Annotated in this window: 26 protein-coding genes; 9 read left to right on the top strand and 17 right to left on the bottom strand. The window is 70.8% G+C overall.

Going from position 1 to position 26,718, the window contains the following annotated elements; genetic code table 11:
* The first annotated feature begins 148 nt into the window (after positions 1–148).
* From MKL20_RS14320 to holA, 5 genes are all read left to right on the top strand, one after another.
* On the top strand, positions 149–1,015 hold the full coding sequence (locus MKL20_RS14320; RefSeq protein WP_244037230.1) for an acid phosphatase: 867 nt from the start codon (positions 149–151) through the stop codon (positions 1,013–1,015).
* 128 nt (positions 1,016–1,143) lie between these two features.
* A complete protein-coding gene (locus tag MKL20_RS14315) occupies positions 1,144–3,384 on the top strand; it encodes a TonB-dependent siderophore receptor (RefSeq protein ID WP_244037229.1) in 2,241 nt (746 codons plus the stop codon).
* Between the two features lie 108 nt (positions 3,385–3,492).
* Entirely contained in the window at positions 3,493–4,446 is a 954-nt protein-coding gene (locus MKL20_RS14310; protein ID WP_244037228.1) for an AEC family transporter, read from the top strand.
* A gap of 121 nt (positions 4,447–4,567) precedes the next feature.
* The gene (lptE, locus tag MKL20_RS14305; RefSeq protein ID WP_243972460.1) at positions 4,568–5,113 is read left to right on the top strand and encodes an LPS assembly lipoprotein LptE; all 546 of its coding nucleotides are present in this window, start codon (positions 4,568–4,570) and stop codon (positions 5,111–5,113) included.
* Positions 5,114–5,120: 7 nt separating this feature from the next.
* Positions 5,121–6,164: a DNA polymerase III subunit delta gene (gene holA / locus MKL20_RS14300; RefSeq protein ID WP_244037227.1), complete on the top strand. Its 1,044-nt coding sequence runs from the start codon at positions 5,121–5,123 to the stop codon at positions 6,162–6,164.
* 231 nt (positions 6,165–6,395) lie between these two features.
* Here the strand turns inward: holA and MKL20_RS14295 are convergent, their stop codons facing one another.
* Genes MKL20_RS14295 through mnmG form a run of 4 tightly spaced genes read right to left on the bottom strand, consistent with a single transcriptional unit; the run spans position 6,396 to position 10,788 of the window.
* Positions 6,396–7,316: a ParB/RepB/Spo0J family partition protein gene (locus MKL20_RS14295; RefSeq protein WP_244037226.1), complete on the bottom strand. Its 921-nt coding sequence runs from the start codon at positions 7,314–7,316 to the stop codon at positions 6,396–6,398.
* A gap of 60 nt (positions 7,317–7,376) precedes the next feature.
* Positions 7,377–8,270, bottom strand: coding sequence for a ParA family protein (locus MKL20_RS14290; protein ID WP_244037225.1), 894 nt, complete (start codon positions 8,268–8,270; stop codon positions 7,377–7,379).
* Complete coding sequence (gene rsmG, locus MKL20_RS14285; RefSeq protein WP_244037224.1) at positions 8,267–8,902, bottom strand: 16S rRNA (guanine(527)-N(7))-methyltransferase RsmG; 636 nt, start codon at positions 8,900–8,902, stop codon at positions 8,267–8,269. Before rsmG ends, MKL20_RS14290 begins: the two co-directional genes overlap by 4 nt.
* On the bottom strand, positions 8,899–10,788 hold the full coding sequence (gene mnmG, locus MKL20_RS14280; protein WP_244037223.1) for a tRNA uridine-5-carboxymethylaminomethyl(34) synthesis enzyme MnmG: 1,890 nt from the start codon (positions 10,786–10,788) through the stop codon (positions 8,899–8,901). Before mnmG ends, rsmG begins: the two co-directional genes overlap by 4 nt.
* A gap of 370 nt (positions 10,789–11,158) precedes the next feature.
* Between mnmG and MKL20_RS14275 the strand changes: the two genes are divergently transcribed.
* The gene (locus MKL20_RS14275) at positions 11,159–11,308 is read left to right on the top strand and encodes a hypothetical protein (protein ID WP_243972455.1); all 150 of its coding nucleotides are present in this window, start codon (positions 11,159–11,161) and stop codon (positions 11,306–11,308) included.
* Positions 11,309–11,491: 183 nt separating this feature from the next.
* Here MKL20_RS14275 and MKL20_RS14270 read toward each other — a convergent pair whose 3' ends face one another.
* The gene (locus MKL20_RS14270) at positions 11,492–11,713 is read right to left on the bottom strand and encodes a heavy-metal-associated domain-containing protein (RefSeq protein ID WP_244037222.1); all 222 of its coding nucleotides are present in this window, start codon (positions 11,711–11,713) and stop codon (positions 11,492–11,494) included.
* Between the two features lie 62 nt (positions 11,714–11,775).
* Positions 11,776–12,648: a MipA/OmpV family protein gene (locus MKL20_RS14265; RefSeq protein WP_244037221.1), complete on the bottom strand. Its 873-nt coding sequence runs from the start codon at positions 12,646–12,648 to the stop codon at positions 11,776–11,778.
* 302 nt (positions 12,649–12,950) lie between these two features.
* Here MKL20_RS14265 and MKL20_RS14260 point away from each other — a divergent pair, with 302 nt between their 5' ends.
* Positions 12,951–14,411 carry an EAL domain-containing protein gene (locus MKL20_RS14260; protein ID WP_244037220.1) on the top strand — a complete coding sequence of 487 codons (1,461 nt, stop codon included), beginning with the start codon at positions 12,951–12,953 and terminating at the stop codon, positions 14,409–14,411.
* A gap of 22 nt (positions 14,412–14,433) precedes the next feature.
* On the opposite strand, the gene MKL20_RS14255 is transcribed toward MKL20_RS14260, so the two are convergent.
* From MKL20_RS14255 to bla, 7 genes are all read right to left on the bottom strand, one after another.
* Positions 14,434–15,723 carry an OprO/OprP family phosphate-selective porin gene (locus MKL20_RS14255; RefSeq protein WP_244037219.1) on the bottom strand — a complete coding sequence of 430 codons (1,290 nt, stop codon included), beginning with the start codon at positions 15,721–15,723 and terminating at the stop codon, positions 14,434–14,436.
* Between the two features lie 140 nt (positions 15,724–15,863).
* Positions 15,864–17,234, bottom strand: a complete 1,371-nt coding sequence (locus MKL20_RS14250; protein WP_244037218.1) for an MFS transporter — start codon at positions 17,232–17,234, stop codon at positions 15,864–15,866.
* The gene (locus MKL20_RS14245; RefSeq protein ID WP_244037217.1) at positions 17,231–18,145 is read right to left on the bottom strand and encodes an alpha/beta hydrolase; all 915 of its coding nucleotides are present in this window, start codon (positions 18,143–18,145) and stop codon (positions 17,231–17,233) included. Before MKL20_RS14245 ends, MKL20_RS14250 begins: the two co-directional genes overlap by 4 nt.
* 203 nt (positions 18,146–18,348) lie before the next feature.
* The gene (gene panC, locus MKL20_RS14240; RefSeq protein WP_244037216.1) at positions 18,349–19,197 is read right to left on the bottom strand and encodes a pantoate--beta-alanine ligase; all 849 of its coding nucleotides are present in this window, start codon (positions 19,195–19,197) and stop codon (positions 18,349–18,351) included.
* 69 nt (positions 19,198–19,266) lie between these two features.
* Entirely contained in the window at positions 19,267–19,629 is a 363-nt protein-coding gene (locus tag MKL20_RS14235) for a hypothetical protein (RefSeq protein ID WP_243969221.1), read from the bottom strand.
* 72 nt (positions 19,630–19,701) lie between these two features.
* On the bottom strand, positions 19,702–20,190 hold the full coding sequence (locus tag MKL20_RS14230; protein WP_244037215.1) for a YbaK/EbsC family protein: 489 nt from the start codon (positions 20,188–20,190) through the stop codon (positions 19,702–19,704).
* Positions 20,191–20,202: 12 nt separating this feature from the next.
* On the bottom strand, positions 20,203–21,090 hold the full coding sequence (gene bla / locus MKL20_RS14225) for a class A beta-lactamase (protein WP_244037214.1): 888 nt from the start codon (positions 21,088–21,090) through the stop codon (positions 20,203–20,205).
* A 174-nt stretch (positions 21,091–21,264) separates the two neighbouring features.
* On the opposite strand from bla, the gene mnmE reads away from it, so the two are divergent.
* Complete coding sequence (mnmE, locus tag MKL20_RS14220) at positions 21,265–22,590, top strand: tRNA uridine-5-carboxymethylaminomethyl(34) synthesis GTPase MnmE (RefSeq protein WP_244037267.1); 1,326 nt, start codon at positions 21,265–21,267, stop codon at positions 22,588–22,590.
* A 239-nt stretch (positions 22,591–22,829) separates the two neighbouring features.
* Here the strand turns inward: mnmE and MKL20_RS14215 are convergent, their stop codons facing one another.
* Together MKL20_RS14215 and MKL20_RS14210 are read right to left on the bottom strand one after the other, a co-directional pair.
* Complete coding sequence (locus tag MKL20_RS14215) at positions 22,830–23,309, bottom strand: hypothetical protein (RefSeq protein ID WP_244037213.1); 480 nt, start codon at positions 23,307–23,309, stop codon at positions 22,830–22,832.
* Positions 23,310–23,393: 84 nt separating this feature from the next.
* Positions 23,394–25,016: an ABC-F family ATP-binding cassette domain-containing protein gene (locus MKL20_RS14210; RefSeq protein WP_243969229.1), complete on the bottom strand. Its 1,623-nt coding sequence runs from the start codon at positions 25,014–25,016 to the stop codon at positions 23,394–23,396.
* Positions 25,017–25,260: 244 nt separating this feature from the next.
* Between MKL20_RS14210 and MKL20_RS14205 the strand changes: the two genes are divergently transcribed.
* On the top strand, positions 25,261–25,521 hold the full coding sequence (locus tag MKL20_RS14205) for a hypothetical protein (protein WP_243969231.1): 261 nt from the start codon (positions 25,261–25,263) through the stop codon (positions 25,519–25,521).
* A gap of 22 nt (positions 25,522–25,543) precedes the next feature.
* Here MKL20_RS14205 and MKL20_RS14200 read toward each other — a convergent pair whose 3' ends face one another.
* Both MKL20_RS14200 and MKL20_RS14195 read right to left on the bottom strand, forming a co-directional pair.
* Positions 25,544–25,903 carry a type II toxin-antitoxin system VapC family toxin gene (locus MKL20_RS14200; protein ID WP_409568151.1) on the bottom strand — a complete coding sequence of 120 codons (360 nt, stop codon included), beginning with the start codon at positions 25,901–25,903 and terminating at the stop codon, positions 25,544–25,546.
* A gap of 19 nt (positions 25,904–25,922) precedes the next feature.
* The gene (locus tag MKL20_RS14195; RefSeq protein ID WP_244037211.1) at positions 25,923–26,189 is read right to left on the bottom strand and encodes an AbrB/MazE/SpoVT family DNA-binding domain-containing protein; all 267 of its coding nucleotides are present in this window, start codon (positions 26,187–26,189) and stop codon (positions 25,923–25,925) included.
* Positions 26,190–26,718 lie beyond the last annotated feature (529 nt).

Raw genomic sequence — 26,718 nt, 5'->3', positions numbered from 1 at the left:
CAACCGCCGCCTCCCATCCGTCATGGCAGCCCCTGGACAGGATCAGAGGCCTGTGCACGGACTGAACCGTCTGGCCGAGCCGTTCGTTTGTCTGCGGGAGCGGTCCGCCTCCTGTCTCGTCCCTTCGCCCGTCACCGCCACGGATCCGATGCTGCGCATTCTCGCCCTGCCGGCCCTCGCCGTCCTGATCGCCGCGTGCCCGGTGCGCGCCGAGGAGCCGCCCCGCCCTGCCCCGTCGAACCCACCGGCGGCGCCGTCGCTGGGAGCCGACACGCTCAAGCCCGGCAAGCCGGCGGTGAAGCCCTATCTCGCCGAGACGGCGGGCCCCGATGCGACCCAGATCCTGCCGCCGCCGCCGGCCCACGACGCGCCCCTCGACAAGGCCGACCGGGCGGCCTTCAACGGCACCCGCGCCCTGAAGGGCAGCCCCCGTTGGGAGATCGCCGCCAACGACGTGTCCGAGGGCGCGTCCGCGGTGCTCGACAACTTCGCCTGCGTGCTCGGCACCCGGATCGACCAGGGCCGTGTGCCGGCGGTGCTCAACCTCTTGGAACGCACCCGGCTCGACCTCGCCCGGGCGACCCGCGGCCCGAAGGTGCATTACCGCCGGCTGCGCCCCTTCGTGGGCAACGAGGCGCCGATCTGCGTGCAGCGGACCCAGGCGCTCACCGACAGCTTCAGCTACCCCTCCGGCCATGCCACCCAGGGCTGGGCCTACGCGCTGATCCTGGCCTCCCTGGTGCCCGAGAAGGCGACCGCGATCCTCGCGCGCGGCCGGGCCTACGGCGAGAGCCGCGTCGTGTGCGGGGTGCACTGGCTCAGCGACGTGGCGGCCGGGCGGATCACCGGCTCCTCGGTCCTCGCCACGCTGATGGGCGATCCGGGCTTCCGGGCCGACCTGGACAAGGCGCGGGCGGAGCTCCGGGGCGCCCTGTCCGGAGGCGGCACGGCCCCCGACCAGGCCGTCTGCACCCGCGAGGCCGAGGCGCTGCGGGAGCCGCCACTAGAGTTTTGAATGCGAACAATTTCAGATTTGAACTCTTCTAAGTGTGTGATTGATAACACGTTTTCGGGTTGATCAACCACCCGTGAACGGTTGATCCTGAGATTGAAGTGCCGGCGAGCGGCGCATCTCAGGGTTCAATGTCCATGCGTCCCACCCGCCTCGGGTTGCTTGTCACCTCCACGGCCCTGGCCACCGCCGCCGTCACGCCCCTGGCTGCCGCGCAGGGCGCCGTGCAGCTCAACGAGATCTCCGTGGAGGCCACCCGCCCGGCTTCCGCGCCCGCGGCTGGGACCGGCTTCGGGGGCGCCAATGTCAGCGGCGGCGACGGCAACAGCGCGGCCACCAGCGGCGGCGGCGGCGGTCCTTCCGGGGTCACCGGCTACGTCGCACGCGTGAGCCCGACCGCCACCAAGACCAACACGCCGCTGATCGAGACCCCGCAATCGGTCTCGGTGGTCACCCGCGAGCAGCTCAACGATCGCAACGTGCAAAGCCTCAACGAGGCACTCGCCTACACGCCCGGCGTGTCGAGCAACGTGTTCGGCTTCGACCCGCGCGCGGACTCGTTCTACATCCGCGGCTTCGCCGAGACCTACGACGGGATCTTCCGCGATGGCCTGCGCCAGACGGGCGTCGGCTTCGCCGTCCCCCGCATCGAGCCCTACGGCGCAGAGGCGCTCACCATCCTGCGTGGGCCGGCCTCCGGCCTCTACGGCCTTGGCTCTCCCGGCGGCATCGTCGACGTGACCAGCAAGCGCCCGGTCTTCGCCCAATTCGGCGAGGTCTGGTTCCAGGGCGGCAGCTTCGATCGCTACCAGGGGAATTTCGACATCGGTGGCCCCGTCGAAGGCTCAGACGGAACCATGGCCTATCGGCTCACCGGCGTCGCCCGCCAGTCCGACACGTTCCTGCCAGGTCCCGACGTCCGGGACGACCGGTTCACCATCGCCCCCGCCTTCACGTGGCGGCCCTCGGCCGACACAACCTTCACGCTGCTCACGGAATTCCAGGAATCGAACGTCCCGGGCAATGCCAGTTTCTACAACTTCCCGGGGTTCCGCGTGTCGCGGATCTACTCGGGCGACGGCGCGCTCAACACCTACCGGACCGATCAGCACCGGATCGGCTACGCCTTCGAGCACGTGTTCACGCCGGACCTGATCCTGCGGCAGAACTTCCGCTATTCCGGCGTCGACGCCAACTTCTCGTACACGCAGGTCGACGCGGTGACGGGCCTCAGCGCGCAGCGGTCCACCGGCCTGTTCAAGCAGTCGCTGGCCTCCTTCGCGGTCGACACGCAGCTCGAGGGCCACCTCCAGACCGGACCGATCGCCCACACGCTGCTGACCGGCGTCGATTACTACCACTACGACTTCTCGAGCATCGCCGGTTTCGGCGTGGCGCCCGACCTCAACTTGCTCACCCTGAACTACGGCCGCCAACCGATCACCCGGCCGACCATCGACCGCTCGTCGCGTCAGGCGCAGGATCAGGTTGGCCTCTATGTCCAGGAACAGGCGAAGTGGGGGAGATTCGTCCTGACGCTGACCGGACGGCAGGACTGGGTCGCCTCCGACACGGCGAGCGTAACCCGAGGCGTCGTCGCCGGACCGCAGAGCCAGAACGACAGCGCCTTCACGTACCGCGCCGGCCTGAACTACGAGCTCGCGCCCGGCCTCGTCCCTTACGCCAGCTACGCCACGACCTTTACCCCACAGGTCGGCGTCAACGTCGTCACCGGCCGACCCTACAGGCCCGCCACCGGCGATCAGATCGAGGCGGGCGTGAAATACCTGATCCCGGGCACGAACATCAGCGCGGCCATCGCGGGCTTCGATATCAACCAGAGCAGCATCCTGCGCCAGGATCCCACGAACTTCGCCAACCAAGTGGCGACCGGTGAGGTCAATTCGCGCGGCTTCGAGATGGAGGCGACGGCGAACTTCGCGCCGGGGACCAACCTGACCGTCGCCTACACCCACCTCGACTTCCGCTTCGTCAAGCAGACCTCGGTCGTCACCGGTGCGGCGATCGACGGGAACCGACTCTCGGGCATCCCAGGTGACACCTTCGCGTCGTTCCTGACCTACCTGTTCCCGCCCTCCTCGGCGCTGCGCGGATTGACCGTCGGCGGCGGTATCCGGTTCAACGCCAACAGCTTCGCCGACGACGAGAATACGGTCCGCAACCCGACCGTGACCCTGTTCGATGCGCTGGTCGCCTACGATTTCGCGGCGCTCGATCCGAAGTACAAAGGCTTCCGGGCGCAGATCAACGCGTTCAACATCTTCGACCGGGATTACTACAACTGCCAGGCCGGCTTCTGCTATCGCGGCGCCCCCGCTACGGTGATCGGCAGTCTGATCTATCGCTGGTAACGGCTTCGCGGGGGCAGGGGCCGGCATGGCAGATCCTCGCCCCCGGCACTGGAGGGCGGGGCGGGATCCGCTTAAGGCCGGAGCCTCGTCCTCCGACCCGGGCCGCCCATGCTCTCGACCCTGCTGGTCGTGCTGCCGATCTTCGCGCTGATCTTTTCCGGCTGGCTGGCCCGGCGGATCGGCGTGCTCGGTGCCGCCGCGACCACCGAACTCAACCGCTTCGTGGTGTTCCTGGCCCTGCCGGCGCTGCTGTTCGACGTGACCGCGCACGCCCATTGGAGCGCGATCTGGAAGCCGGGCTTCATCGGCGCCTTCGGGTTGAGCAGCCTGGCGGTGTTCGCGCTCACGGTACTGATCCGGCGGGGGGAGGGGCACCCGCTCTCCGACGCCGCCGTGGACGGGCTCAATGCCGGCTATCCCAATGCCGGCTTCATGGGCTTCCCCCTGGCGCTGGTCGCCTTCGGCCCAGAGGCGCTGGCGCCCACCACCGTGGCGGCGATCCTCACGGTCTGCGGGGTGTTCGCGGTGGCGATCGTGCTGATCGAGACCGGCCTCCGGCGGGAAGCGCACGGGTCTGGGCAGGCCGGTTCGAACGTCCCGGTCTGGCGCGCGGTCGGCCGCTCGCTGATCCGCAACCCGTTGCTGATCCCGCCGGCGCTCGGCGCGCTGGTCCCGAGCGCCGGCCTCACGCTACCGGCATCGGCCGAGACATTTCTCAAGCTCCTCGGCGGCGCGGCCTCGCCCTGCGCCCTGGTGGCGCTCGGCCTGTTCCTGGCCCAGAAGCGCCGGCCCGGCAGCGCCCAGCGCCGGGCGGCCGCCCTGCTGGTCGGCTTGAAGCTCGTCGGGCAGCCGGCCCTCGCCTACGGTCTCGGCCGGTACCTGTTCGACCTGCCGCCGCTGCTGCTCCACGTCGCGGTGCTGATGGCCGCCCTGCCCACCGGGACCGGCCCGTTCATGCTGGCGGAATTCTACCGCCGGGAGGCCGACCTGACCTCCACGGTGGTGCTGGTCTCGACGATCCTGTCGATCGTCACGGTCTCGGGCTATCTGGCAACGGTCTGAAACCGGGCGACCACGCTCTCGCCGCAGAGGAATCGTAACGGTTGCCGCGTAGTCTCATGGCGCGGCCCTCCCGGTCCGGGCTAAGAGGGACTGCGACGAAGCGGGGCGGAACGGCGACGTGATGGTGCGTTCGGGAGTATCGGTTGCGGGCCGGATCGGCCGCCTCGCCTGTGTCGCCGGCCTGGCGCTGAACCTGTCGGCCTGTTTCCGCCCGCTCTACGGGCCGACCGCCTCCGGCGAGACCGTGCAGGCGCTGCTGGCCTCCGTGCAGGTCGACGATGTCGGGATGGCCCAGGGCCAGGAGCGGCTTGGGCATTACCTGCGCAGCGAACTGATCTTCGAGCTCGACGGGTCGGGCCAGCCGGCGAGCAAGCGCTACCGGCTGAAGCTCTCGGGCTCCGAGATCGTGCAGACCCCGATCGTCTCCTCCACCACCGGCCGCGCCGAGGCCGGCACGCTGGTGGCCAACATCAAGTACAGCCTGGAGGACATGGCCGGCACCAAGGTCTACTCCGAGGGCGTGGCGACCTCGACCGCGACCTACGACCGCTCGGTCCAGCGCTTCGCCAGCCAGCGGGCGGCCCGCGATGCCGAGATCCGCCTCGCCAGCGTCCTGGCGGACCAGATCAAGACGCGCCTCGCCGCCGTGCTCTCGACCAAGCCGTGAGCCGGCTTTGACCGCGGTCAAGGCGGGCGAGATCGAGGGCCTGATCCGGCGCGGGCCGGATCCGCGCATCCCGGTGATCCTGGTCTACGGGCCGGATACCGGTCTCGTGACCGAGCGTGCGCGAAAACTCGCCGAGGATTTCGTCACCGACCCGGGAGATCCCTTCGCGCTGGTGCGGATCGACGGCGACACCCTCGCCTCCGATCCGGGCCGGCTCTGCGACGAGGCCGGGACCATGGGCCTGTTCGGCGGCCGCCGGTCGATCTGGGTGCGGCCGGGCAGCCGCAACTACGCGCCGGCCGTCGAGGCGGTGCTCGCCGCCGACGTGGCCGATGCCCGCATCGTCGTGGAGGGCGGCGACCTCGCCAAGAACAACCCGATGCGGGTCCTGTGCGAGCGCTCCCCCAAGGCGCTGGCGATTCCCTGCTACGCCGACGACGAGCGCACGCTCTCGGATCTGATCGACCGCACCCTGCAGGAGCGCGGCCTGCGCATCGATCGCGCTGCTCGGGAAGTCCTGGCCCGCAGCCTCGGCGGCGATCGCCGGGCCAGCCTGATGGAGATCGAGAAGCTGGCGCTCTACGCGGGCGGGGAAGGGCAAGGGGACAAGGTCGTCACCCTCGACCATGTCGAGGCCGTCACCAGCGACGTCGCGGCCAGCGTGCTCAACACCCTGATCGACGCCGCCTTCGACGGCCGCCGGGAGGCGGTGGAGCGCGACTACCGGCGGTTCCGCCACGAGGGCCTGGATCCCGGCGTGGTGCTCGGCTCGGCCCTGCGGCACGCCCTGACCCTGCTGGCGACCCGCCTCGACAACCCGGATAAGACGCCGTCCCTGATGGTGGCTTCCTGGCGGGGGCTGCATTTCAAGCGCAAGGCCAGCATCGAGGGCCAGCTCGGCACCTGGCCGGCCGGCACCCTGCGGCAGGCGGTCAAGGCCCTCCAGGAGGCGATCCTGGCCTGCCGGCGGGCCGAGCCCGAGCTGGCGCACGCCCTGGCCTCCGCGGCGCTGCTGCGGGTGGCGGAGGCGGGCGCGCGGCGGCGGCGCTAGGAATCGTGTCAGCCTCGCTTCCGAGGAAGCGAGACGGCTTGCATCGATCCCACCCACACCCTCATCCTGAGGTGCTGCGGAGCAGCCTCGAAGGAGCCCTCCAGCCAGCCATGCGATCCCTGGAGGCCTCCTTCGAGGCCTCCGCTGCGCTCCGGCACCTCAGGATGAGGGAGATGATTCGGATGCGCGTCGTTGTGCGGCCGGGCGCTGGACGAACCCCGGCAACCGCCGTCAGCCCTGTTCCGGCTCCGACACCTTGAACCGGTTGAGCAGCCCCTCGAGCTCGTCCTGGGTCTCGTAGCGGATGCGGATCTCGCCCGATGCCTCGTCCTTGGGCTTGTAGATCACCTCGACCCCCAGGGCCCGGCGGATCCGTAATTCCAGGTCGCGGACCGGGGCAGGGCGCTCGGCCGAGAGGCGCGGGCGGCCGGGGCGGGGGGTGTCGGGGGCAGCAGCCTCGGCGGCCTCGGCGGCGGCCACCGCCTCGACCTCGCGCACCGACAGGCCCTCGGCCACGACCCGGCGGGCCAGGGCTTCGGGATCGCGCACCGCCAGGAGCGCGCGGGCATGGCCGGCGGTGAGTTCCCCGGCGGTGACCCGATCCTGCACGGCGGGCGGCAGGTTGAGCAGCCGCAGGGTGTTGGCGAGGTGGCTGCGGCTCTTGCCGAGGATCTCGGCCAGCTCCTTCTGGGTGTAGGCGAAGTCCTGCATCAGGCGCTCGTAGCCGGACGCCTCCTCGATCGGGTTGAGGTCGGCCCGCTGGACGTTCTCCAGGATGGCGAATTCGAGGGAGGCGCGGTCGTCGATCTCGACGATCACCACCGGCACCTCGTCGAGCCCGCCCTTCTGGGCCGCCCGCCAGCGCCGCTCGCCGGCCACGATCTCGAAGGCGCCCGGCACGTCGGCGAGCGGCCGCACCACGATCGGCTGGATGATGCCGCGCTGGGTGATCGAGGTCGCGAGTTCCGCCAGTTCCGCCTCGCCGAAGCTGCGTCGGGGGTTGCGCGGATTCGGGCGCAGGAACTCCACCGGGACCTTGCGCTGCGGCTCGATCTTCCCGTCGAGCTTGGCCGCCTGTCCGGCATCGCCGAAATCACCGATCAGCGCCGCGAGCCCGCGCCCGAGACGGGGTCGTGCCCCCTCCTCCGCCATCCTTGTCACCCGTGTCACGCTCCGCACTCGATCCCCGGTTTTTTAGGGGATCACAAGAAGTCAGGCCGCCGCCGGCACCCGGCCTTCGCGCTGGATCACCTCGGAGGCGAGGCGCAGATACGCTTGGCTGCCGGCGCATTTCAAATCGTAGAGCAAAGCCGGCTTGCCGTGGGACGGCGCCTCGGAGATGCGGACGTTGCGGGGGATCACGGTCTCGTAGACCTTGTCGCCCATGAAACCGCGGACATCCGCCACCACCTGGGCGGAGAGGTTGTTGCGCGGGTCGAACATTGTCAGCACGATGCCCTGGATGGTCAGCTTCGGGTTCAGCGCACCGCGGACCTGCTCGACGGTGCGCAGCAGCTGGCTCAAACCCTCAAGGGCAAAGAACTCGCATTGCAGCGGCACCAGCACCGCGTCGGCGGCAGCCAGCGCGTTGATGGTCAGCAGGTTGAGCGAGGGCGGGCAATCGATCAGCACGTAGCTGATCCGCTCCAGGCCCTTGGCATGGGCGATGTCCTTGAGCACGCCGCGCAGCCGGTGGGCCCGGTCGGGGAGGGTGGCCAGCTCCATCTCCAGGCCGAGGAGATCCATGGTCGAGGGCGCGATCGATAGGCGCGGCACCGCCGTGGGGATCACCGCCTCGGCCAACGTCGCCTCGCCGGTCATGACGTCGTAGGTCGAGACCTGGCGGCGAGCCCGGTCGATTCCCAGCCCCGTGGAGGCGTTGCCCTGCGGGTCGAGATCGAGCACCAGCACGTCCTCGCCGATCGCCGCCAGCGCCGTGCCGAGGTTGATCGCCGTCGTGGTCTTGCCGACGCCGCCCTTCTGGTTGGCGAGCGCCAGGATCCGCAAGGGATGTCGCACGGACGGTCTTTCGGCGGGGGGCAAGACGGGATCGGCGGACGGATCCACGGACCGGTCGGCGGAATCGCCGAGGATCGCTTCGGTCATCGATGGCTCGGGGCGGCGAGGGCAGTGACGCGCACGATCCGGGCTTCGGAATCAGTCCGGCTCGGCACGAGGTCGTTAACGACTCTCCACTGCGCGGCGGCCTGGGTCAATTCAGCTTGCACGTCCCGGCCCTTCGGAAACAGCCCGGTGGTGCCCGTTTTCAACAGCGGCTCCGTCCAGGCGAGGAGCTGCGTCATGGGCGCCAGCGCGCGGGCGCAGACGATATCGACGCCCTGGTAGTCGCCGATCACCGCCTCGATCCGGGCGTTGCGCACGCGCGCCGGCGTGCCAGTGAGACGGGCGGTCTCGGTGAGGAAGGCGCATTTGCGCGCGTTGCTCTCGATGAGATCGACCTGGATGCCGCGCTCGCGGCCGGCGATGGCGAGGATCAGGCCGGGAATACCGGCGCCGGAACCGAGATCCAGCCAGGTCCGGGCCTCCGGCGCGAGGTCCAAAAGCTGGAGCGCGTCGTCGATATGGCGGCTCCAGACCTCCGCGAGGGTGGCCGGGCCGACGAGGTTCTTGATCGGCTGCCAGCGCCGGAGCTGGGCGACGTAGAGGTCGAGCAGCTCCGCTGTTTCACGTGAAACACCGGAGGCGCCGAGGATTCGGGCGCGGTCCGGATCGCTCACGAGGCGCGACGCCCGGCATCGGGCGCAGCCCGTCGCGCATGGGCGGCCAACAGGGTGAGGGCGGCTGGGGTTACGCCCTCGATCCGGGCGGCCTGGCCGAGGGTGCCCGGCCGGACGGTCTCGAGCTTCACCCGCATCTCGTTCGAGAGGCCGCTGATCCCGGCATAGTCCAGGCTGGCCGGAAGCCGCACGGCCTCGTCGCGTCGGAAGGCGGCGATGTCGGCGTTCTGGCGATCGAGATACACCGCGTAGGTCGCGTCGGTCTTGAGCCGGTCGGTGACCCGCGGCGATGTCTCGGCCAGCGCCGGCCAGATCGCGGCGAGCTGCCCCCAGGCGATCTCGGGATAGGCGAGTAGCTGGAACGCGCTCCGGCGGATGCCGTCGCGGTTCAGCAGGATCCCATGCGTCGCCGCCTGGCTTGGGGTGAGGCTGACGGCATCGAGCAGGCCGCGCGCCTCTCGAAGGTCCGCCTGCGAAGCCGAGAAATGCTCAGCCCGATGCCGGCCGACACAGCCCAGGGCGATGCCCCGGGGCGTCAGCCGCTCGTCGGCATTGTCGACCCGCAGGGAGAGCCGGTATTCCGAGCGCGAGGTGAACATCCGGTACGGCTCGCTGACCCCGTGGGTCACGAGGTCGTCGATCATCACCCCGAGATAGGATTCGGCCCGGTCGAAGGTCACGCAGTCGAGGCCGCCGGCGCCCCGGGCGGCGTTGAGCCCCGCCACCAGCCCCTGGCCGGCCGCCTCCTCGTAGCCGGTGGTGCCGTTGATCTGGCCGGCCAGGAACAGGCCGGGCAGACGCTTGACCTGGAGCCCGGCATCGAGCTCGCGCGGGTCGACGTAATCGTACTCGATGGCGTAGCCCGGCCGCAGGATCGCGGCCCGCTCAAGCCCCGGGATCAGCCGGATGATCTCGCGCTGAACCTCCTCGGGCAGGGCCGTGGAGATGCCGTTCGGGTAGATGGTCGGGTCGTCCAGGCCCTCGGGCTCGAGGAAAATCTGGTGGCCCTCCCGGTCGCCGAAGCGCACGATCTTGTCCTCGATCGACGGGCAGTAGCGCGGCCCCCGGCTGGCGATGCCGCCGGAATACATCGGCGAGCGGTGCAGGTTGGCCCGGATCAGGTCGTGGACCGCCTGATTGGTCCGGGTGATGCCGCAGCGGATCTGCGGCGTGGTGATCTTTTGGGTCAGCGTCGAGAACGGCACCGGCTCGGCATCGGCCTCCTGCATCTCCAGGCCCGACCAGTCGATGGTCCGGCCGTCGAGGCGGGGCGGGGTGCCGGTCTTGAGCCGACCGAGCCGCAGGCCGAGCCGGTCGAGGGTCTGAGCCAGCCCGATCGCCGGCGCCTCGCCGACCCGGCCGGCGGGGATCTGCCGTTCGCCGATATGGATCAGCCCGCGCAGGAAGGTGCCGGTGGTGAGCACGACTGCGGCGCAGGCGATCGCCCGTCCATCCGCCAGCACGAGGCCGGAGAGCCGGCCCTCCGAGTCGAGGACCAGATCCTCGCAGGCGCCCGCCACCACCGTGAGGCCCGCGGTCTCGGCGATGGCCGTCTGCATGGCGGCGGCGTAGAGCTTGCGGTCGGCCTGGGTGCGGGGACCGCGCACGGCCGGCCCCTTGCGGCGGTTGAGCAGCCGGAACTGGATGCCGGCCGCATCGGCGACCCGGCCCATCAACCCATCCAGGGCATCGACCTCGCGCACGAGATGGCCCTTGCCAAGCCCCCCGATGGCGGGATTGCACGACATGGCCCCGATCGTGGCGGGGTCGTGGGTGACCAGGGCCGTCCGGGCGCCGCAGCGCGCGGCCGCCGCAGCCGCCTCGACGCCGGCATGGCCGCCGCCGACGACCACGACGTCGAACCGGTCGGATGAGGTGGTAAGCATGCGGGTGATTACGCGGGCGTGGCCGGGCCGGTCAACGCATCCGGGTGCGGGACCCTTGGATCGAGGCGGGGAGGGCGCTTTCTTGTCGGGGCCTGATACCGCCGACGACCGGGCGCCTCACGCGCCAGCGCAATGACTACAGTCCTCACCTTCGATCGGACAGTCATCGCGGCCGAACTCGAGGCCCGGTGCACACATCGCGACCGGTTCGTTGGGGGCTTCAAGACTTCATTCGCGTCTTGATCGTTTTCGCCGGTCGTGCCAGCATCCGAATACAAACGAAATCCTGAACGGACAACGGCGTCCGGCAGGCCCCGGAATGGGACTGTTTCGCAGCGTCGAGGGCGACGCGCGATGAGGAGGGATTGCCATGTCCGCGTTGACGATCGGCCTGGGCGTCGCCTGCTGCGCGGCGGGCGCCGCCGCCCATTTCTTCGACCCCACGCAGCGCAAGGAAGGCCTGTTCGGCCTGGCAGCCTTCGGGCTGCTGCTGACCGGGATGTTTCTCAGCCGGTCGTAGGCGCCCACGGCGCTTCAGACCGGAGGAGATATCCCGATCTCGCCCTCATCCTGAGGTGCTGCGCAGCAGCCTCGAAGGAGGCCTCCAGGGATCGCGCGGCCGGCTGGAGGGCTCCGTCGAGGCTCGCTTCGCTCACACCTCAGGATGAGGGCGAGGACGGGAGACACCGATCCGGCACGCCCCTCACCCGGTCATGGCCGTGGCGGTGTAGCCGGCTTTGGTCAGGGCCTCGGCGATGACCAGGGCCTGGGCGTCGGTGCGGATCGCGACGCGGCCGGATTCGCGGTCGACCCGGATCTCGGCCGCCGGGTCGATCCGGTTCACCGTGCGGGTCACCGCGGCGGCGCAGCCGTCGCAGGTCATGCCCTCGACCTGCATCAGCAGGTCGGCGTGCGTCTCGTCCATCCGGGCCTCCGTGAACAACGTCACCGGAATGTCGGGGCCGGGCGGTGCCGGCGCAAGACGCGTCAGAACTGCGCCGGCATGCGGAACGCGTAGTCGATCTTCAGGCCGAACTGGAACTGATCGGGGTTGCCGAACGGGCGCCGCACCAGCGGGCTGTCGCCCGACGCGCCCAGGATCCGGGTGTAGCCGGCATAGCCCGTATAGGCCCAGGTCTCGTCCTGGGTGTAGGTCACGGCGCCGAGCACGCCCGCCGCGTAGAAGCTGTCGGGATTGTACGGGGTCACGCGGCCGTTGAGCGCCGCCTCGGCCGGCGACACGCCGAAGTATTTCCGGGCGTAGCTGGCATCGCCGACGTTCAGGCGCGGGCCGAGCGAGAACAGGAACTGGCCCACCGGCATCAGATAGTCGGCCGCGATCGAGCCGACCGTGCCGTGATGGCCGTACACGCCCTGGCGGATTTCGACGCGGGTGCGGATGGAGGGCGAGGGGTAGAACTCGGCGAACACCCCCGGCTCAAGGGCGATGCGGGCGTCCCGGAAGCCGAACAGGTGGCGCCGGTCGTCGCCGTAATAGCGGCCCGGCACGATGCGGGCGGTCGGGCCGATCCGGAACACGGGATCGTCGTAGAGCGAGACGCTGAAGCCGTCATCCGGCGTCGAGAAGCGGCGCGGCTCGCCGGCCTTGCGGATGTCGATCCCGGGATAGCCGACCGCGGTGTAGTCCGACGCGCCGGGATAGCGCGGGATCGCCTGGAGCGAGGCGCTGACGGTGACGATCCAGGTGCTCGGATCGACGGCGCCCGGATCGACCTGGGTGAAGACCGGCATCGGGCGCGACGGCGCCGCTCCGAGATCCGCGGCCAAGGTCGGCCCAGCGCCGAGGGCGAGAACGAGGGCGCCGACGGACGAGCCGACACGACGGAGGGAACGGAACATCGGGACGCACTTCGGAACACTTGGAGGCACGATCGTCATAGCCACGCTTTATGGCGCCTTTTCTTCCCATCCACATAAGCGCCCGGCGCAACCCTCGTGCGATCGCGTGCAAACCGCCCGGCCGTGACGATTCCGCAACGTTTCCGCGGGCGCCGGCATCACACCGGGCGGAATTCGCATGCCCTCGCCTTGCCGGGCGGGCCGCGCGGCGACAAAGATCGTCGCATCGGTCTTCGCCCGCCGAATCAGCGCCCGGGACTTCTCCCGGCGGCCGGTGCAGGCCCCTGTTAGGTGTTGTCACGATGATCCCGGTCCTCCGCCGGTACGCGGGGTTGTTGGCAGCCGGGCTTCTGGCGCTCGTCGTGCTCGGGCCGCTCGCGGTGTTCGCGCCGGCCACGAGCGCCCTGGCGCTCGGCGCGCTCGCCGCCGTCGCGGCCGGCCTCGCCCAGACGCGTGCCGCCACCCTGAAGGCGCGCTGCGACAAGCTGTCCGGCGAGGTCGACCTGCTGTCCCGGCGCCTGCTGAAGGCCGAGACCGCGGCCGCGCCGCCGCGGCCGGAGGGGGGCGACGCCGCGCTCCGGGCCGAGGTCGAGGAATTGACCGTCGAGCTCGGGCTGCTCAGCGGCATCGTACGCGACCTGACCCATGTGGTCGGAACCCAGGATTCCGAGATCGCCAGCTTGAAAGCTCGGCCGGAGCCGCGTCCGGAGCCCCTCCCCACCGTCGCCACCCCCCAGGCTCATGCGGAGCCGGCGCGCACCCAGGCGCCTCCGGAACCCGAGCGCCCGGCATCCCCGAGCCCGCAGAATGCAGCCCCTTCGCGGGCGCCGATCGAGCCGCGCCCGATCGCCCAGGACGCCCCGCCCGAGCCGGTGCCCGCACCGCGACCGATCCCGCCGCGCCCCGTCCCCCGTGCGCCCGCGCCCTGGGCCGAGAGCGAGGCCGAGATCGTCCGGGCCTTCGAGGCGGACGCGCTGGAGATCCACCTGCAGCCGGTGGTGACCCTGCCCCAGCGCAAGGTCACGGCCTACGAGGCGCTGGCCCGCCTGCGGGTCGAGGGCCGGCTCATCGAGCCCGAGGCGTTCCTGCCGGCTCTGGAGCGCTACGGCCGCACCACCGAGCTCGACCGGCGCATGCTGCAGCGGGCCGCCATCGTGGTGCGCCACCTCGCCCGCCGGGGCAGCGAGACCATGCTGACCTACGGTCTGTCGCCGCTCTCCCTGTTCGAGCCCGGCCTCCTCCGGGAGCTGGCGCGCAACGTGGCCGAGGATCCCGCCCTGGCCGGGCTGGCGATCGCCCTGCCCCAGGCGAGCTGGCACGGCCTCGACGGCGGCCAGCGGGGCCTGCTCCTGCCCCTGCGCGGCCGGATCGGGTTCAGCCTCGACCGGGCGGACGATTTGCGCTTCGACGTGGCCCAGCTCGCCGGGCTCGGGGTCGGCCAGGTCAAGGTGCCGGCCGAGATGCTGCTGCGGCCGGGCTCGGATCGGCGCAGGCTGTCGGACATCGCCATCGAGGATCTGGCGCCCGCCCTGGCCCGGGCCGGCATCCGCTTGGTCGCCACCGGCGTCACCGACGAGGCGGACGTGCCGGACCTGATCGACCTCGACGTGCCCTACGCCCAGGGCGCGGCCTTCGCGGCGCCGCGACCGGTGCGGGCCGAAGTTTTGGCCGCGCCGCCGCCCGAGGCGCCCGCGCCATCGCCGCCGGCCGAGCCGGAGCCCGAGCGGCGGCCGTTCCGCTCGGTCCTGCGCAGAGCCGTCTGACGAGCGGTCCGAGCCGCGGGTCTCACCAGTAGATCTGGAGCCGTCCCAGGACGGTGTCCACCGAGAACGGCGCGGTGCCGAGCGCGTCGGACTGGGCCGTGCCCGGCTGCACGCGGCCGTGGATGACGTTGGCAATCAGGCGCAGGTTCGGCTCGGGGTACCAGCTCAGGCCCAGGCTCACGTCCTGCTCGGCGCCGCCGCGAAACCCTCGGGCGTTCAGGGTGATGGCGCTGTAGCGGGCGGACAGCTCGAACACGCCGATCCCGCCCCGGGAGATCCTTTGGTCGTCCCGGGGCTGGACGCCCTTGAAGGTGGCGTAGGTGGTGCCGCCCTGCGGGGCCAGCGCGTAGGCGCGGCCCGCCCCGTTTAGCACCCAGCCGGCCTCGACATAGCCGCCCTGGAAGGCGAGGGTGGGGACGGTCTCGCCCGGGCCGCCGAACCGGTCGATCGCGGCGCGGATAACCTCGGCCTGCACCAGGAACGGGCCGTTGCGATAGGCGAACTCGGCGCCGATCCGGGACACCCGCGCCACGTCCGGCAGGTCGCCGGTATCGACGAACGGACGCGTGAACAGGAACGCCTCCGGCGGGGTCGAGAAGCTGAAAGGCCCGTCGCCCCGGGCGCGGCTCTGGTAGATGCCGGCCAGCCCGAGATGCAGGGTCTCGCGCTCCTCCAGGATCGGCGCCACCGTGGCCCGGCCCGCGGCAGCCACTCCGTCGCCGGTGATGCCGTTGCTGGCGGCATCACCGAACACGCTCGCCACGGCGGTCCAGGCCTGCCCGTGATGCCCGATCGCGAAGCCGAAGCGGCGATCCGGCACGAAGGCGTTGGCCAGGGAGCGCTCGGCGAACAGGGTGTCGTTGTTGCTCTGCAGCCATTCGAGGCTGAACGGCACCTTCATGTTGCCGACCGTCAGGATCGTGTCCGGCAGCCCCTTCCAGGCGACGAAGGCGTCGTTGATCGGCAGCATCGGATCGCTGAAATCGTACTGGAAGGCGACCACCCAGTCCTTGCCGATGGTGAGGGTCGGCTCGATCCACGAGCGGCGCACCGCGACGCTGTCGGGGAAGGTCGCGGCGAGGCCCGGCCGGCTGAAGCTCGCCGCGCCGGCATCGAGATGCAGGCGGCCGCCGATCTGGAGCTTCACCTCGGGCTCGGGAAAGGTCAGCGTCAGGCCCTTCGCGTCGTAGCGCAGGCGCTCGCCGGAGGGGCCGGCCATACCCTCGATCGCGTCCTCGATCGCGTCCTGGGCCGCGCCGGCGGGCGACGCGGCGGCCAGCGACAGGGCCAGCAGGGCAGGGGCACGGCGCATTCCCATCACCCGGCCACAGAGCAGGTCGGGGGACCGGTGCCAATCACGTCCGGCAGCGAACGCCCGAATCGCCGAGGGCGTGGCCCGGCGGCCACGGCTTGGCGATGGGCAGAGGACCGCAGGGCGGATTTCGTATCCCGTCAGGGCCTCCCGGTCCCGGCCGGCCGCGCAAGCGGCAATCGGGCGGCGGCCAACAGCCCGATCAGGGCAGCGCCGGCCAGCAAAGCCATCACCCGGGAAAAGCCGTCTTCGCCGAACGCCACGGTGCCGAGGGTGACGCCGATGCTGCCGCCCAGCAGCGTGCAGCTGTTGACGATGCCGGAGCCCTGGCCCGCCTGCGGCCCGGGAATCTCGGCGAGCGCCAGGCGCGGCGCGATCGCGTAGGGTACGGCCAGGCCCGCCCCGAGCCAGAACAGCCCGAACCCGAGGAGCGGGAGCGCGCGGGCTTCGAAGGCCCACGCCACACCCGGGGCCGCCGCGGCGACCAGCACCAGCGCCGCCCCGATGGGCCGCCGCACCCCGAACCGCACCGCGAGCCGGGGGGCGAGCAGCGCGAAGGCGAGCAGGCCGGCGCTCATCGGCAGCAGCAAGGCCCCGGCGGCGATCGCGCTGAGGCCGAGGCCGTCCGGTTTCTGGGCTTCGAGGTTGAAGAACAGCAGCAGCGGCAGGATGAAGACCATCGCCGTGGTGGCGATGACCAGGGCCGGCCTGAAGCCCCGCGTCGCGAACAGGCCGAAATCGACCAGGGGGTCGGGCCGGCGCCGCTCCTGGCGCACGAACAGCGCGAAGGCCAGGAGCGCGAGACCGAGCGGCACGGCCAGCCGGAGGGGCGCCCGGCCGACATGGGCGAGCCCCTCCAGGGCGAAGATCGTGGCGACCATCGCGACCGCCAGGGACACGAAGCCGACCCCGTCGAAGCGGTGCCGCCCGGTTGCCGGCAGCGCGGGTCGGCGCGGGCCCGCGAACCACAGGCCGCACGCGGCCAGCAGGATGGCGGCCCCATCCGCCCAGAAGATCACGCGCCAGCCGGTGAGGTGGGTCAGAATACCCCCGATCAGCGGCCCGATGCTGAAGCCGAGCATCAAGGCCCCGCCCCAGGCGCCGATCGCCGCCGCGCGGCGTTCGGGCGGGCTCGCGGTGCTGATCGCCGCCAGGGTGCTGGGGATCGACAGGGCCGCGCCGAGGCCCTGGAGCGCGCGGCCGGCGAGCAGCATGTCCGCATCCCGCGCCAGGGCGATCACGGCGGAGGCCAGGGCGAACAGCAGCAGGCCGGCCACGGAGGCCCGGGCGGCACCGATCCGGTCGGTCACGGCGCCCCCCAGCATCACGCAGGCGGCGGCCGCCGCGAGATAGGCATTCACCGCCCAAGCCAAGTGGCCGGCATCCAGCGCGAGGTCGCGCCGCATGGTCGGCAGCGCGGTCATGATCGCCGTGCCGTTGATCCCGATCGCTAGCATGCCGACGCAGCACGACAGGACGATGAGACGCGGGCCCGCCGGCCCGGCCGTCATGCGCCGGACGCCCCGTCCAGCCGCGCCCGGATGAACCGGCCCGCGCTCGCCAGGGAGCGCCGGCCGGCCGCGACCTCCGGGTAGAACAGGTGCCAGGCGTGGATCATGTGCGGCCAGACCTCCAGCGCGACCGCCACATCCGCCGCCGCGGCCACCCCGGCGAGCCGCAGGGCGTCGTCGAGGAGGGTTTCCGCGGAGCCGACCTGGATGAGCGTCGGCGGCAGGCCGGCGAGGTCAGCCTGGATCGGGGAGACCAGCGGGTCGCGCGGATCGGCGCCGTTGAGATAGGCGGTGGCGAGCTCAGTCAGGTAGGCCCGGCTGATCAGCGGATCGACGGCGGCCTTGGTGTCCAGGCTCCCGCCGGTGAGCGCGAGATCGGTCCAGGGCGAGCTGAGCCACAGGCAGCCGGGCAGCGGCATCCCCCGCGCCCGCAGCGACAGGGCGGTCGCCACGGCGAGGCCGCCCCCCGCGCTCTCGCCGGCCAGGGCGATGCGCTCGGGCGCGAACCCGGCTTCGAGCAGGAACCGGTAGCCGGCCAGCGCGTCGCCGATCGCCGACGGGTACGGGTGCTCGGGCGCGAGCCGGTAGGCGAGGGCGAGGGTGCGCGTCCCCGCCTCCCGGCCGGCCTGGGCCACCATGTGGCGGTGGCTCGCCAGCGACCCCGAGACGTAGCCGCCGCCATGCAGGAACAGGATCACCCGGTCCCGGTCGGCCTCCGGCGTCGCGGTCCATTCCGCAGGCACGTCCCGGGCCTTGGCCGGCTGGACATGGACATCGTCCGGCAGCGGATAGTTTGCCCCGAGCGCATCCACGCGGGCGCGGCGGGCCGCGAGATCGGCCGGTCGCGGGCTGGCGGCCAGACGGGCGCGGATCCGGTCGATGTCGCTGGCATCAGGCGAAGGGGTCGGCATCGTCGGGTCTCGGCGTGGCGGGAATACAGTCACGATGACCGGAGCCACGTGATCGGCCAAGATGAGCGCGATCCCGCTGCTGACGCAACTGGGGGTTTTAAGGGGTGAGAGTTTGCAGGGCTCTGCCCTGCACCCGCAAAAGGTCACGGACCTTTTGAAACCTTGGGTTTCCCGTCGATGCGCTTGTGGGCGCCGGACGAACGCTAGACCGCCACGTTGTCGATCAGCCGGGTTCGGCCGAGGAACGCGGCCACGAGAGCCCGGGCGGGTGCGTCCACCCGCTCAACGGGGCTCAGGGTCCGGGCGTCACAGACCGCGAGGTACTGCACCTGGAAGCCCGCCGCCTCCAGGGCCGCGCGTCCCTCGGCGACCGGGCCCGCGACCGGGCTGCCGCTGCGAGCCGCCGCGGCGATCTCGGCCAGTACCGCGTGGAGCCGCGGGGCCACCGCGCGCTCCTCGGGCGAGAGGTAGCGGTTGCGCGACGACAGGGCGAGGCCGTCCCCTTCCCGCACGGTCGGCACGCCCCGGATCTCCACCGGCAGGTCGAGATCGGCCACCGCCTGCTGGATCACCCGGAGCTGCTGGAAATCCTTCTCGCCGAACAGGGCGACATCCGGCCCGACCTGGTTCAGGAGCTTGGTCACCACCGTGGCGACCCCCGAGAAATGCCCGGGCCGGAACGGGCCGCACAGCCCCTCGGTCAACCCGGCGACATCGATCCGGGTGGCGAAGCCCGGCGGGTACATGGTCTCCACCGCGGGCGTCCAGGCGGCGTCGGCACCGGCGCGGCCGAGCAGAGCGAGGTCGGCCTCGAGGTCGCGCGGGTAGCGCGAAAAATCCTCGTTCGGGCCGAACTGGGTCGGGTTCACGAAGATGCTGGCGACGACCCGCCGGCCGATCCGCCTCGCCTCGGACACCAGGGCGAGATGGCCCTCGTGCAGGGCCCCCATGGTCGGCACCAGGACGACGCGCGCACCCGCGCCGCGCCAGGCGGCCACGCTCCGGCGCAGGGCGGCGAGATCGCTGAAACGCTGGGGGGTCGATTCGGGCACGGGTCGGGCTCCGCGGCGGGGCGCCGATCTAGAGCATGATCCGCCGGAGTGGAACCCGCCTGCGCGGGATCAGGGGCAGTACGGCAGCAGCGACCGGCCGAACGGATCGTCGACGCCGAGCGGCGGCGTGAAGCCGTAATAGCTCGGATGCGACAGGCCGTATTCGGAGCCGACATAGCTCGGATCGTCCGGCGCGTTGGTCGGCACCGGCACCCGGCGGGGCGTGCAGCCCACCGGAACCGCCCGCGTGCGAAGGCTGTAGACCGGTGGCCGGTCGATCCCGTCGTTGCGCGGGAAGAAACGCGGGCCGCTGCGGGTCACCGTCTCGTAGCCGCCGCGCACGTCAAGATCCGCCGCGGGGGCGTGGTGCCCGGTGATCAGCAGAGCCAGGCCGAGCGCCGTCCCGATCGCGTATCGCCCCGTCACCCGCATGCCCGACCCATCCCCGTTCCGGCGGCAGGGTGCGGGAACAGGGTAAACGGCAGCTTACGCCCGCGCCGCGGTTCAGGTCAGCGGCACCACCAGGGCCGCGAGGGCGGCTACGAGATCGCCCTCGGTCAGGCGGATCTGCAGGCCACGCCCGCCGCCGTTGATGTGGATCTCGGCCGCCGGGTCCCACAGCGAGCCGGCATCGATCGCGGTCGGAAACACCCGCTTCTGCCCGAGCGGGCTGATGCCGCCGACATGGTAGCCGGTCAGGCGCTCGGCGTCGGCGGGCTTGAGCATCGCCGCCGCCTTGCCGGAAAACGCCGCGGCGACCCGCTTCATCGCAACCTCCTTGTCGGAGGCGACCAGCAGGCAGACGGTCTTGCCGTCCACCGCCGCCATCAGGGTCTTGAGCACCCGGCTGGGCGCGACGCCGAGCGCCTCCGCGGCCTGGAGGCCGATGCGCGGCGCCTCCGGGTCGTACTCATAGGCGTGGAGGCTGTAGCGCAGGCCGACCTTGTCGAGGGCCTGGGTCGCGCGGGTGGTCTTTGCGGGCGTCTTGGCCATGGCCGTCTCGGTTCAGGCTCCCCCCGCCCGCGCGGCGACGAGCCGGCCGATCTCCGCATAGGCCGCCTCCACCGCCTCCGCCGGGACCTGGGCTCCGGTGATGTACACGCAGGCGAAGACCGGCGCATGGCCCAGCGGCCGCAGGATCGCCACGTCGTTGAACGTGCCGTTGTCGCCGGTGCCGGTCTTGTCGCCTGCGGTCCAGTCCGGCGGCAATCCGGCCCGGATGCGCTTCAGCCCGGTCCGGGACGCGACCATCCAGGACTCCAGCCGCGCGCGCGAGGCCGCCAACAGGACGGGGCCAACCAGCACGCGCCCGAGGGTGTCGCGCATCGCCGCCGGGCTGGTGGTGTCGCGCGGGTCGCCGGGCAGCGCGGTGTTCAGGGTCGGCTCGTTGCGGTCGAGGCGGGTGACGGGATCGCCGACGCTGCGGAGCCAAAGGGTCAGTGCCTCGGGACCGCCCAAGGCCGTGAGCAACAGGTTGGCTGCGCTGTTGTCGCTCCATTCGAGCGCGGCGGCGCAGAGATCCGAAACCGTCATCCGCCCGGTGCCGCCGCCGGCTTCCAGCGTTTTTCGGGTGATCGGTGCGTAGCTGAGAAGATCGTCGGGTCCAAACGCGATGGCCCGGTCCAGGGATTCGCTCCCCGCATCGACCCGGGCCAGCACGGCGGCGGCGGCCAGGACCTTGAAGGTGCTGCACATCGGGAACAGCTCATCCGCCCGATGGCTCAGAACAACGCCCGCCTGCGTGCCCGCCGAGACCCCAAGCCGCCCGCCGAGCCGACGCTCGATCGCGGCCAGGTTGGGCTCAGACTCCTCGGCGCGGGCGAGCCCGCTGCGCAGGATCAGCGGCGCGGCGAGGGCGCTCAAGCAGGCGGTGCGGCGGGTCCAGGATGTCATGGCGCGACTCGGTCTTTCGACAGCATCGCCGGCCGATGTGATGGCCTAGCTTGGCCATTCGATGGCGGCGGTGGAGCGATGGCGCTCAGATGCTAAGGAGCGGACGCGCGTGTTTCACGTGAAACGCGCCTTCGAGACTCCACGCGGATGCCGATCCCCGCCGGCGACATCACCATGACCGAGACCGAAACCCTCTTCGCCCCCGCCAGCGGCTTCGGCCGGGCCGCCGTCTCGGTGATCCGGGTGAGCGGACCGGCCGCCGGGCAGGTGCTCGTCGCCCTCGGCGGCCCCCTGCCTCCACCCCGCCGGATGTCCCTTCGGACCTTGCGGGACCCCGCCGACGGCATGGAACTCGACCGGGCGCTGGTCGCATGGTTTCCCGGCCCAGACACCTATAGCGGCGAGGACATGGCCGAGCTGCACCTCCATGGCGGTGCGGCGGTGCGGATGGGGGTGCTCACGGCCCTGGCCCGGATGCCGGGCTGCCGCGCCGCCGGCCCGGGTGCCTTCACCCGCCGGGCGGTGCTGAACGGCCGGATGGACCTCGCCGAGGCCGAGGCGGTGGCCGACCTGATCGATGCCGAGACCGAGGGACAGCGCCGTCAGGCCCTGCGTCAGCTCGATGGCGCGTTGAGCCGCCAGGTCGCGGCGTGGCGAGCCGAGGCGATCGATTGCCTCGCCGCCGCGGAAGCCGCCCTCGATTTTTCGGACGAGGGCGATGTCGACGAATCCGGTCTCGACGCCGCCCTGTTCGGCCGCGCCGCCGCCCTGCGCGAAGACATCGCCACCGCGCTCCACGACGGCCGGCGGGGCGAGCGCCTGCGCGACGGCTTTTTCGTCGTGCTGGCGGGCGCGCCCAATGCCGGGAAATCGACCCTGCTGAACGCCCTCAGCCGCCGGGACGTGGCGATCGTGTCGGACGTGCCGGGCACCACCCGGGACGCCATCGAGGTCCGCCTCGATCTCGGCGGCCTGCCGGTATTTTTAGTGGACACCGCCGGCCTGCGTGACACCGCCGAGCCGGTGGAGGCCGAAGGCATCCTCCGCAGCCGCGCCCGCATCGGCGCCGCGGATCTGGTACTGGCCCTCGTCCCCCCGGGCGGCGCGATGCCCGACCTCGGCGAGGCGGGGGTTCGGACGCTGACGGTGCACACCAAGGCCGATTTGTTCGCCGGCTCATCACAAGACATGCTGCCCGGTGTGCTTGCCGTCTCGGCCCGGACCGGAGCGGGCCTGGAAGCGCTGCTGGATGCGATCCAGGCTGAGGCTGAGGTCGGCCTTGGCGCCGGCGATGCATTGGTCACCCGAGCGCGCCACCGTGCGGCGCTGGAGGCCTGCGTCGCGCATCTCGACCGGCTGCTCGCAGGGGAGGGCGCACTTCCCGAACTCGCCGCAGAGGATCTACGCCTGGCTGTCCGGTCCCTCGGCGAGGTCGGCGGCCATGTCGGCGTCGAGGATGTTTTGGACCGGCTGTTCTCGGGATTCTGTATCGGAAAGTAGTTTTATTAGTCGGCGCATCAATTAGAACGCGGCCGGCGTTTGTGATGATTTGGAAACGGATTCCCGGGTCTCTCCCACCCACTCCCTCATCCTGAGGTGCCGCGTCAGCGGCCTCGAAGGAGGGCTCCAGGGATCGCGCCGCCGGCTGGAGGGCTCCTTCGAGGGCTTCGCTTCGCTACGCCACCTCAGGATGAGGGAGAGGTTTGGAGCTCTGTGGTCTCGAACCGCAAGCGGTCGACCTAGTGCGGGATCCGCAGGATCCGCGGGCGCCAGATCCCCAGGGCGACGTTGGCGGTCGCCACCGCCAGCAGCACCCACAGCGTGCCGCGCTCGCCCTCGAGCGAGCGGGCCAAGGCCGCGGGATCGAGCAGACCGGCCAGCGCCCGGGCGCTCTGCTCGGCCTCACGCTTCATCGGGCCCTGGATGTAGACTAGGCCGCCCTCGAACATCAGGACACCGGTGGCGAGCTTGATCCAGGCCCAGCCGGCATTGAGGTAGGCGCGGTTGAGCGCCATCGCCAGCAGGCCGGACATCAGGGTCACGGCCAAGGACGGCAGGAAGATCCAGGTGGCGACGGCACCCATGGCGCCCCGGATCGCGGCGTAGCCGGGCAGGGCGGCCGGCGCCGGGGCCAAGCTCACCATGACCACCAGGGCCGCCATCGCGCCCAAGAGGCCGGCGGATCCCATCGTGTGCAGGAATTTCAGGACGCGTCGCACGCTGTCTCGGCCCCCAGGGTTGGGCCGAGCATAGCGCCGGACATCCAGGTCGGGAGCAGGCCCGAAGGTCGCGCCCCGGGCCTGTCAGCTGCGCAGGCCCGGCGCCTCCTGGCCGGTGCGGGCGACGTATTCGGTGTAGCCGCCGCCATACTGGTGGATGCCCTCGGGGGTCACCTCCAGCACCCGGTTCGACAGGGCCCCGAGGAAGTGACGATCGTGGGAGACGAACAGCATCGTGCCCTCGTAGGCGCCGAGTGCCGCGATCAGCATCTCCTTGGTGCCCATGTCGAGGTGGTTGGTCGGCTCGTCGAGCACCAGAAAATTCGGCGGGTCGTAGAGCATCAGGGCCATGACCAGCCGGGCCTTCTCGCCCCCGGATAGCACCCGGCAGCGCTTCTCGACATCGTCGCCCGAGAAGCCGAAGCAGCCGGCGAGCGCCCGGAGCGAGCCCTGGCCCGCCTGCGGGAACGCGTCCTCCAGGGTCTGGAACACGGTGCGGTCGCCGTCGAGCAGGTCCATGGCGTGCTGGGCGAAGTAGCCGAGCTTGACGCTGCCGCCGACCGTGACCGAGCCATCATCCGGCTCGGTGGTGCCGGTGACGAGCTTCAGGAGCGTCGACTTGCCGGCGCCGTTGATCCCCATCACGCACCAGCGCTCCCGGCGCCGCACCGAGAAGTCGAGCCCCTCGTAAATCGTGCGGCTGCCGTAGCGCTTGTGCACGCCCTTGAGCATCACGACGTCGTCGCCCGAGCGCGGCGCCGGCTGGAACTCGAAGGCCACGGATTGCCGGCGCCGGGGCGGCTCGACGCGCTCGATCTTGTCGAGCTTCTTCACCCGGCTCTGGACCTGGGCGGCGTGGGAGGCCCGGGCCTTGAACCGCTCGATGAAGGCGATCTCCTTGGCGAGCATCGCCTGCTGGCGCTCGAACTGCGCCTGCTGCTGCGCCTCGTTCAGCTTCCGCTGCTCCTCGTAGAAAGCATAATCGCCCGAGAAGGTGGTGAGCGCGCCGCCGTCGATCTCGATCACTTTGGTGACGATGCGGTTCATGAACTCGCGGTCGTGCGAGGTCATCAGCAGGGCGCCGTCATAGGCCTTCAGGAACGATTCGAGCCAGATCAGGCTCTCCAGGTCGAGGTGGTTCGACGGCTCGTCGAGCAGCATCACGTCCGGGCGCATCAGCAGGATGCGGGCCAGCGCCACGCGCATCTTCCAGCCCCCCGAGAGGGCGCCGACATCCCCGTCCATCATCTCCTGGCTGAAGCTGAGGCCGTCGAGCACCTCCCGGGCGCGGCCTTCCAGGGCGTAGCCGTCGAGCTCCTCGAACCGGGCCTGGACCTCGCCGTAGCGCTCCACCAGGGCGTCCATCTCGTCGGCGCGGTCCGGGTCGGCCAGCGCCGCGCCGAGTTCGGCGAGTTCCGCCGCCACCGCGCTCACCGGCCCGGCCCCGTCCATCACCTCGGTGACGACACTGCGGCCGGCCATCTCGCCGACATCCTGGCTGAAATACCCGATGGTGATGCCCCGGTCGGCGGAGACCTGGCCCTCGTCGGGCTGCTCCTGGCCGATGATCATCCGGAACAGGGTGGTCTTGCCGGCCCCGTTGGGACCCACGAGCCCGATCTTCTCGCCCCGCTGCAGGGCGGCCGAGGCCTCGATGAAGACGAGCTGCCGCCCGTTCTGCTTGGTGATTTTGTCCAGGCGTATCATGAAGGGCGGTTGCCGTGTCCGGGGGAAGGCTTTCTTCAGGCCGCTTACGGCATGGATCGAGACGGCGCAAAGACGGAGCCGGGATCGCGGGCTGTGGGATGCTTCACGCAACCGTGGTCGGGGGACCGGGAGCCAAGGGCAGGCTGGGCCGTTGTGCCCCGCGCGACGCCTTGGGTTGGGCATCATCTTTATCTAGACGCCGGCACATACCTGTCGGGCTGAGGCTCGCGAGACGAGGACCACGATGCTGTTCGGTTGGTGGAAGACGAGCCTCGACATGGCGATGCTGGGGCTGGAAGCGCAGGGAGTGATCGCCCAGCGCATGGCGATGTTCGCGGTGGGCGGCCCGGCCGCGCAGCTCGAGGCGCAGCGCATGGTCACGGAGAAGATCATGGCGGCGAGCGAGGCGGCCCTGATGGTCGCCTCCGGCGCCTCGAACAGCAAGGTGATCCGCAGCTACCGCCGGAAGGTCCAGGCCAACGCCAAGCGGCTGAGCAAGGGCTGAGGTATCCCGACCGGGGCCGCGTTCAGGATAGGAGCTGCGCGGCCTCCCCTTGCTGGGACAGCAGCGCCACGGCCTTCCGATCGAAGGACATGAAGGTCTCGCCGCCAAGCCATCGGCCTTCATAGGCAATGACGCCGTCGGCCTCGAGCAGCCTGAGCCCGGCTTCCACGGCGGGCCGATTCATGGCGACGTTCCCGGTATTAACCAAGGCGCGGATCGCGCCTGCGATATCCGCTGTCGCGAGCTTGGCCCCGCGCCGGAGGATCCAGACCAGTTCGCACAGGCACGGCAGCGGGACCGCGATCGTGGTCGCATCTGTGAGAAGCTTTCGGGCTGAGCGGCCCTGCGCGGGATCGTCCGCTAGAATCGCGCGCACCAACACGTTGGTGTCGACGGCATGTTCATGCGTCGTCCGACACGCCGGCCCACCCCGCTTCGGTGATGGCGTTCATCGCCTCGATCATTAGCGGTTGATCCAGCGTCACCTTTCCGTCGAGGGCATGCAGGAAGTCGTCGATGCTGCCGGTCGGCCGTGCCGCCCGCACCCGCAACTCACCGGCGGGCAATTTCTCGAAGTCGATCCGCTCGCCGGGCTTGACGCCGAGATGTTGCAGCAAGTCACGTTTGAGCGTGACTTGCCCTTTCACTGTTACCGCGAGGGACACCATCGCGATCTCCATAGGTCGGACTGGATCGAACGGAAGGTGAAATGACATTCCTGTCAAGGTGGAGCCATTTAGTCAGGATGCCGTAGGGGCAGAAAGCGATGGGCTCGCTTCAACGATTGCGGGAGGTCCAGGCCAACGCGAAGCGGCTGAGCAAGGGCTGACGCGGGATCGAGGCGGATTTCACATACGGAGTTTTCCGCCAAGCGTTTGAATCACAACGCTTTCCCCTTCCCCCTCTGCCTACGGGCTACACAGGTTTCGAGCGTAGCCGTGATCATGCCGTGGGCGCAGAAGGCGCGGGTCCCCTCTCCCATGCGGGCTACGATGGTCACACATCGTTGCCGGATGGAAGCAACGGCCGGACCCAAGCGCGTCTCCCGCCCCCCTCTGCGGGGGAGGGTGGGCCCCGCGTCAGCGAGGGTCGGGAGAGGGGCACGCGGGTTCCGGAGGAGGCAGCGCCGGAGTGCAGGCCGGAGCTTGTTCTTGCACCGGCGACGCGTCTGTGCGACTCGCTTGGGGTGCCTCCCTC

This window comes from Methylobacterium sp. E-066, assembly GCF_022829635.1.
Taxonomy (GTDB): Bacteria; Pseudomonadota; Alphaproteobacteria; order Rhizobiales; family Beijerinckiaceae; genus Methylobacterium.
Note: the sequence above shows the minus strand (reverse complement) of the source record. Positions and strands in the feature narration are given on the sequence as shown.

Excerpts from the sequence above, each read along its gene's own strand:
- MKL20_RS14205 (WP_243969231.1), top strand. The coding sequence starts at position 25,261 with ATGCTGTTCGGTTGGTGGAAGACGAGCCTCGACATGGCGATGCTGGGG.
- MKL20_RS14235 (WP_243969221.1), bottom strand. The coding sequence starts at position 19,629 with ATGCGGGTGACGGGGCGATACGCGATCGGGACGGCGCTCGGCCTGGCT.
- MKL20_RS14275 (WP_243972455.1), top strand. The coding sequence starts at position 11,159 with ATGTCCGCGTTGACGATCGGCCTGGGCGTCGCCTGCTGCGCGGCGGGC.
- MKL20_RS14210 (WP_243969229.1), bottom strand. The coding sequence starts at position 25,016 with ATGATACGCCTGGACAAAATCACCAAGCAGAACGGGCGGCAGCTCGTC.
- MKL20_RS14290 (WP_244037225.1), bottom strand. The coding sequence starts at position 8,270 with ATGACCGAAGCGATCCTCGGCGATTCCGCCGACCGGTCCGTGGATCCG.
- mnmE (WP_244037267.1), top strand. The coding sequence starts at position 21,265 with ATGACCGAGACCGAAACCCTCTTCGCCCCCGCCAGCGGCTTCGGCCGG.
- MKL20_RS14195 (WP_244037211.1), bottom strand. The coding sequence starts at position 26,189 with ATGGTGTCCCTCGCGGTAACAGTGAAAGGGCAAGTCACGCTCAAACGT.
- MKL20_RS14310 (WP_244037228.1), top strand. The coding sequence starts at position 3,493 with ATGCTCTCGACCCTGCTGGTCGTGCTGCCGATCTTCGCGCTGATCTTT.
- MKL20_RS14265 (WP_244037221.1), bottom strand. The coding sequence starts at position 12,648 with ATGTTCCGTTCCCTCCGTCGTGTCGGCTCGTCCGTCGGCGCCCTCGTT.
- lptE (WP_243972460.1), top strand. The coding sequence starts at position 4,568 with ATGGTGCGTTCGGGAGTATCGGTTGCGGGCCGGATCGGCCGCCTCGCC.
- MKL20_RS14315 (WP_244037229.1), top strand. The coding sequence starts at position 1,144 with ATGTCCATGCGTCCCACCCGCCTCGGGTTGCTTGTCACCTCCACGGCC.
- MKL20_RS14250 (WP_244037218.1), bottom strand. The coding sequence starts at position 17,234 with ATGACGGCCGGGCCGGCGGGCCCGCGTCTCATCGTCCTGTCGTGCTGC.
- MKL20_RS14245 (WP_244037217.1), bottom strand. The coding sequence starts at position 18,145 with ATGCCGACCCCTTCGCCTGATGCCAGCGACATCGACCGGATCCGCGCC.
- MKL20_RS14260 (WP_244037220.1), top strand. The coding sequence starts at position 12,951 with ATGATCCCGGTCCTCCGCCGGTACGCGGGGTTGTTGGCAGCCGGGCTT.
- bla (WP_244037214.1), bottom strand. The coding sequence starts at position 21,090 with ATGACATCCTGGACCCGCCGCACCGCCTGCTTGAGCGCCCTCGCCGCG.
- MKL20_RS14255 (WP_244037219.1), bottom strand. The coding sequence starts at position 15,723 with ATGCGCCGTGCCCCTGCCCTGCTGGCCCTGTCGCTGGCCGCCGCGTCG.
- mnmG (WP_244037223.1), bottom strand. The coding sequence starts at position 10,788 with ATGCTTACCACCTCATCCGACCGGTTCGACGTCGTGGTCGTCGGCGGC.
- MKL20_RS14270 (WP_244037222.1), bottom strand. The coding sequence starts at position 11,713 with ATGGACGAGACGCACGCCGACCTGCTGATGCAGGTCGAGGGCATGACC.
- MKL20_RS14230 (WP_244037215.1), bottom strand. The coding sequence starts at position 20,190 with ATGGCCAAGACGCCCGCAAAGACCACCCGCGCGACCCAGGCCCTCGAC.
- MKL20_RS14320 (WP_244037230.1), top strand. The coding sequence starts at position 149 with ATGCTGCGCATTCTCGCCCTGCCGGCCCTCGCCGTCCTGATCGCCGCG.
- MKL20_RS14295 (WP_244037226.1), bottom strand. The coding sequence starts at position 7,316 with ATGGCGGAGGAGGGGGCACGACCCCGTCTCGGGCGCGGGCTCGCGGCG.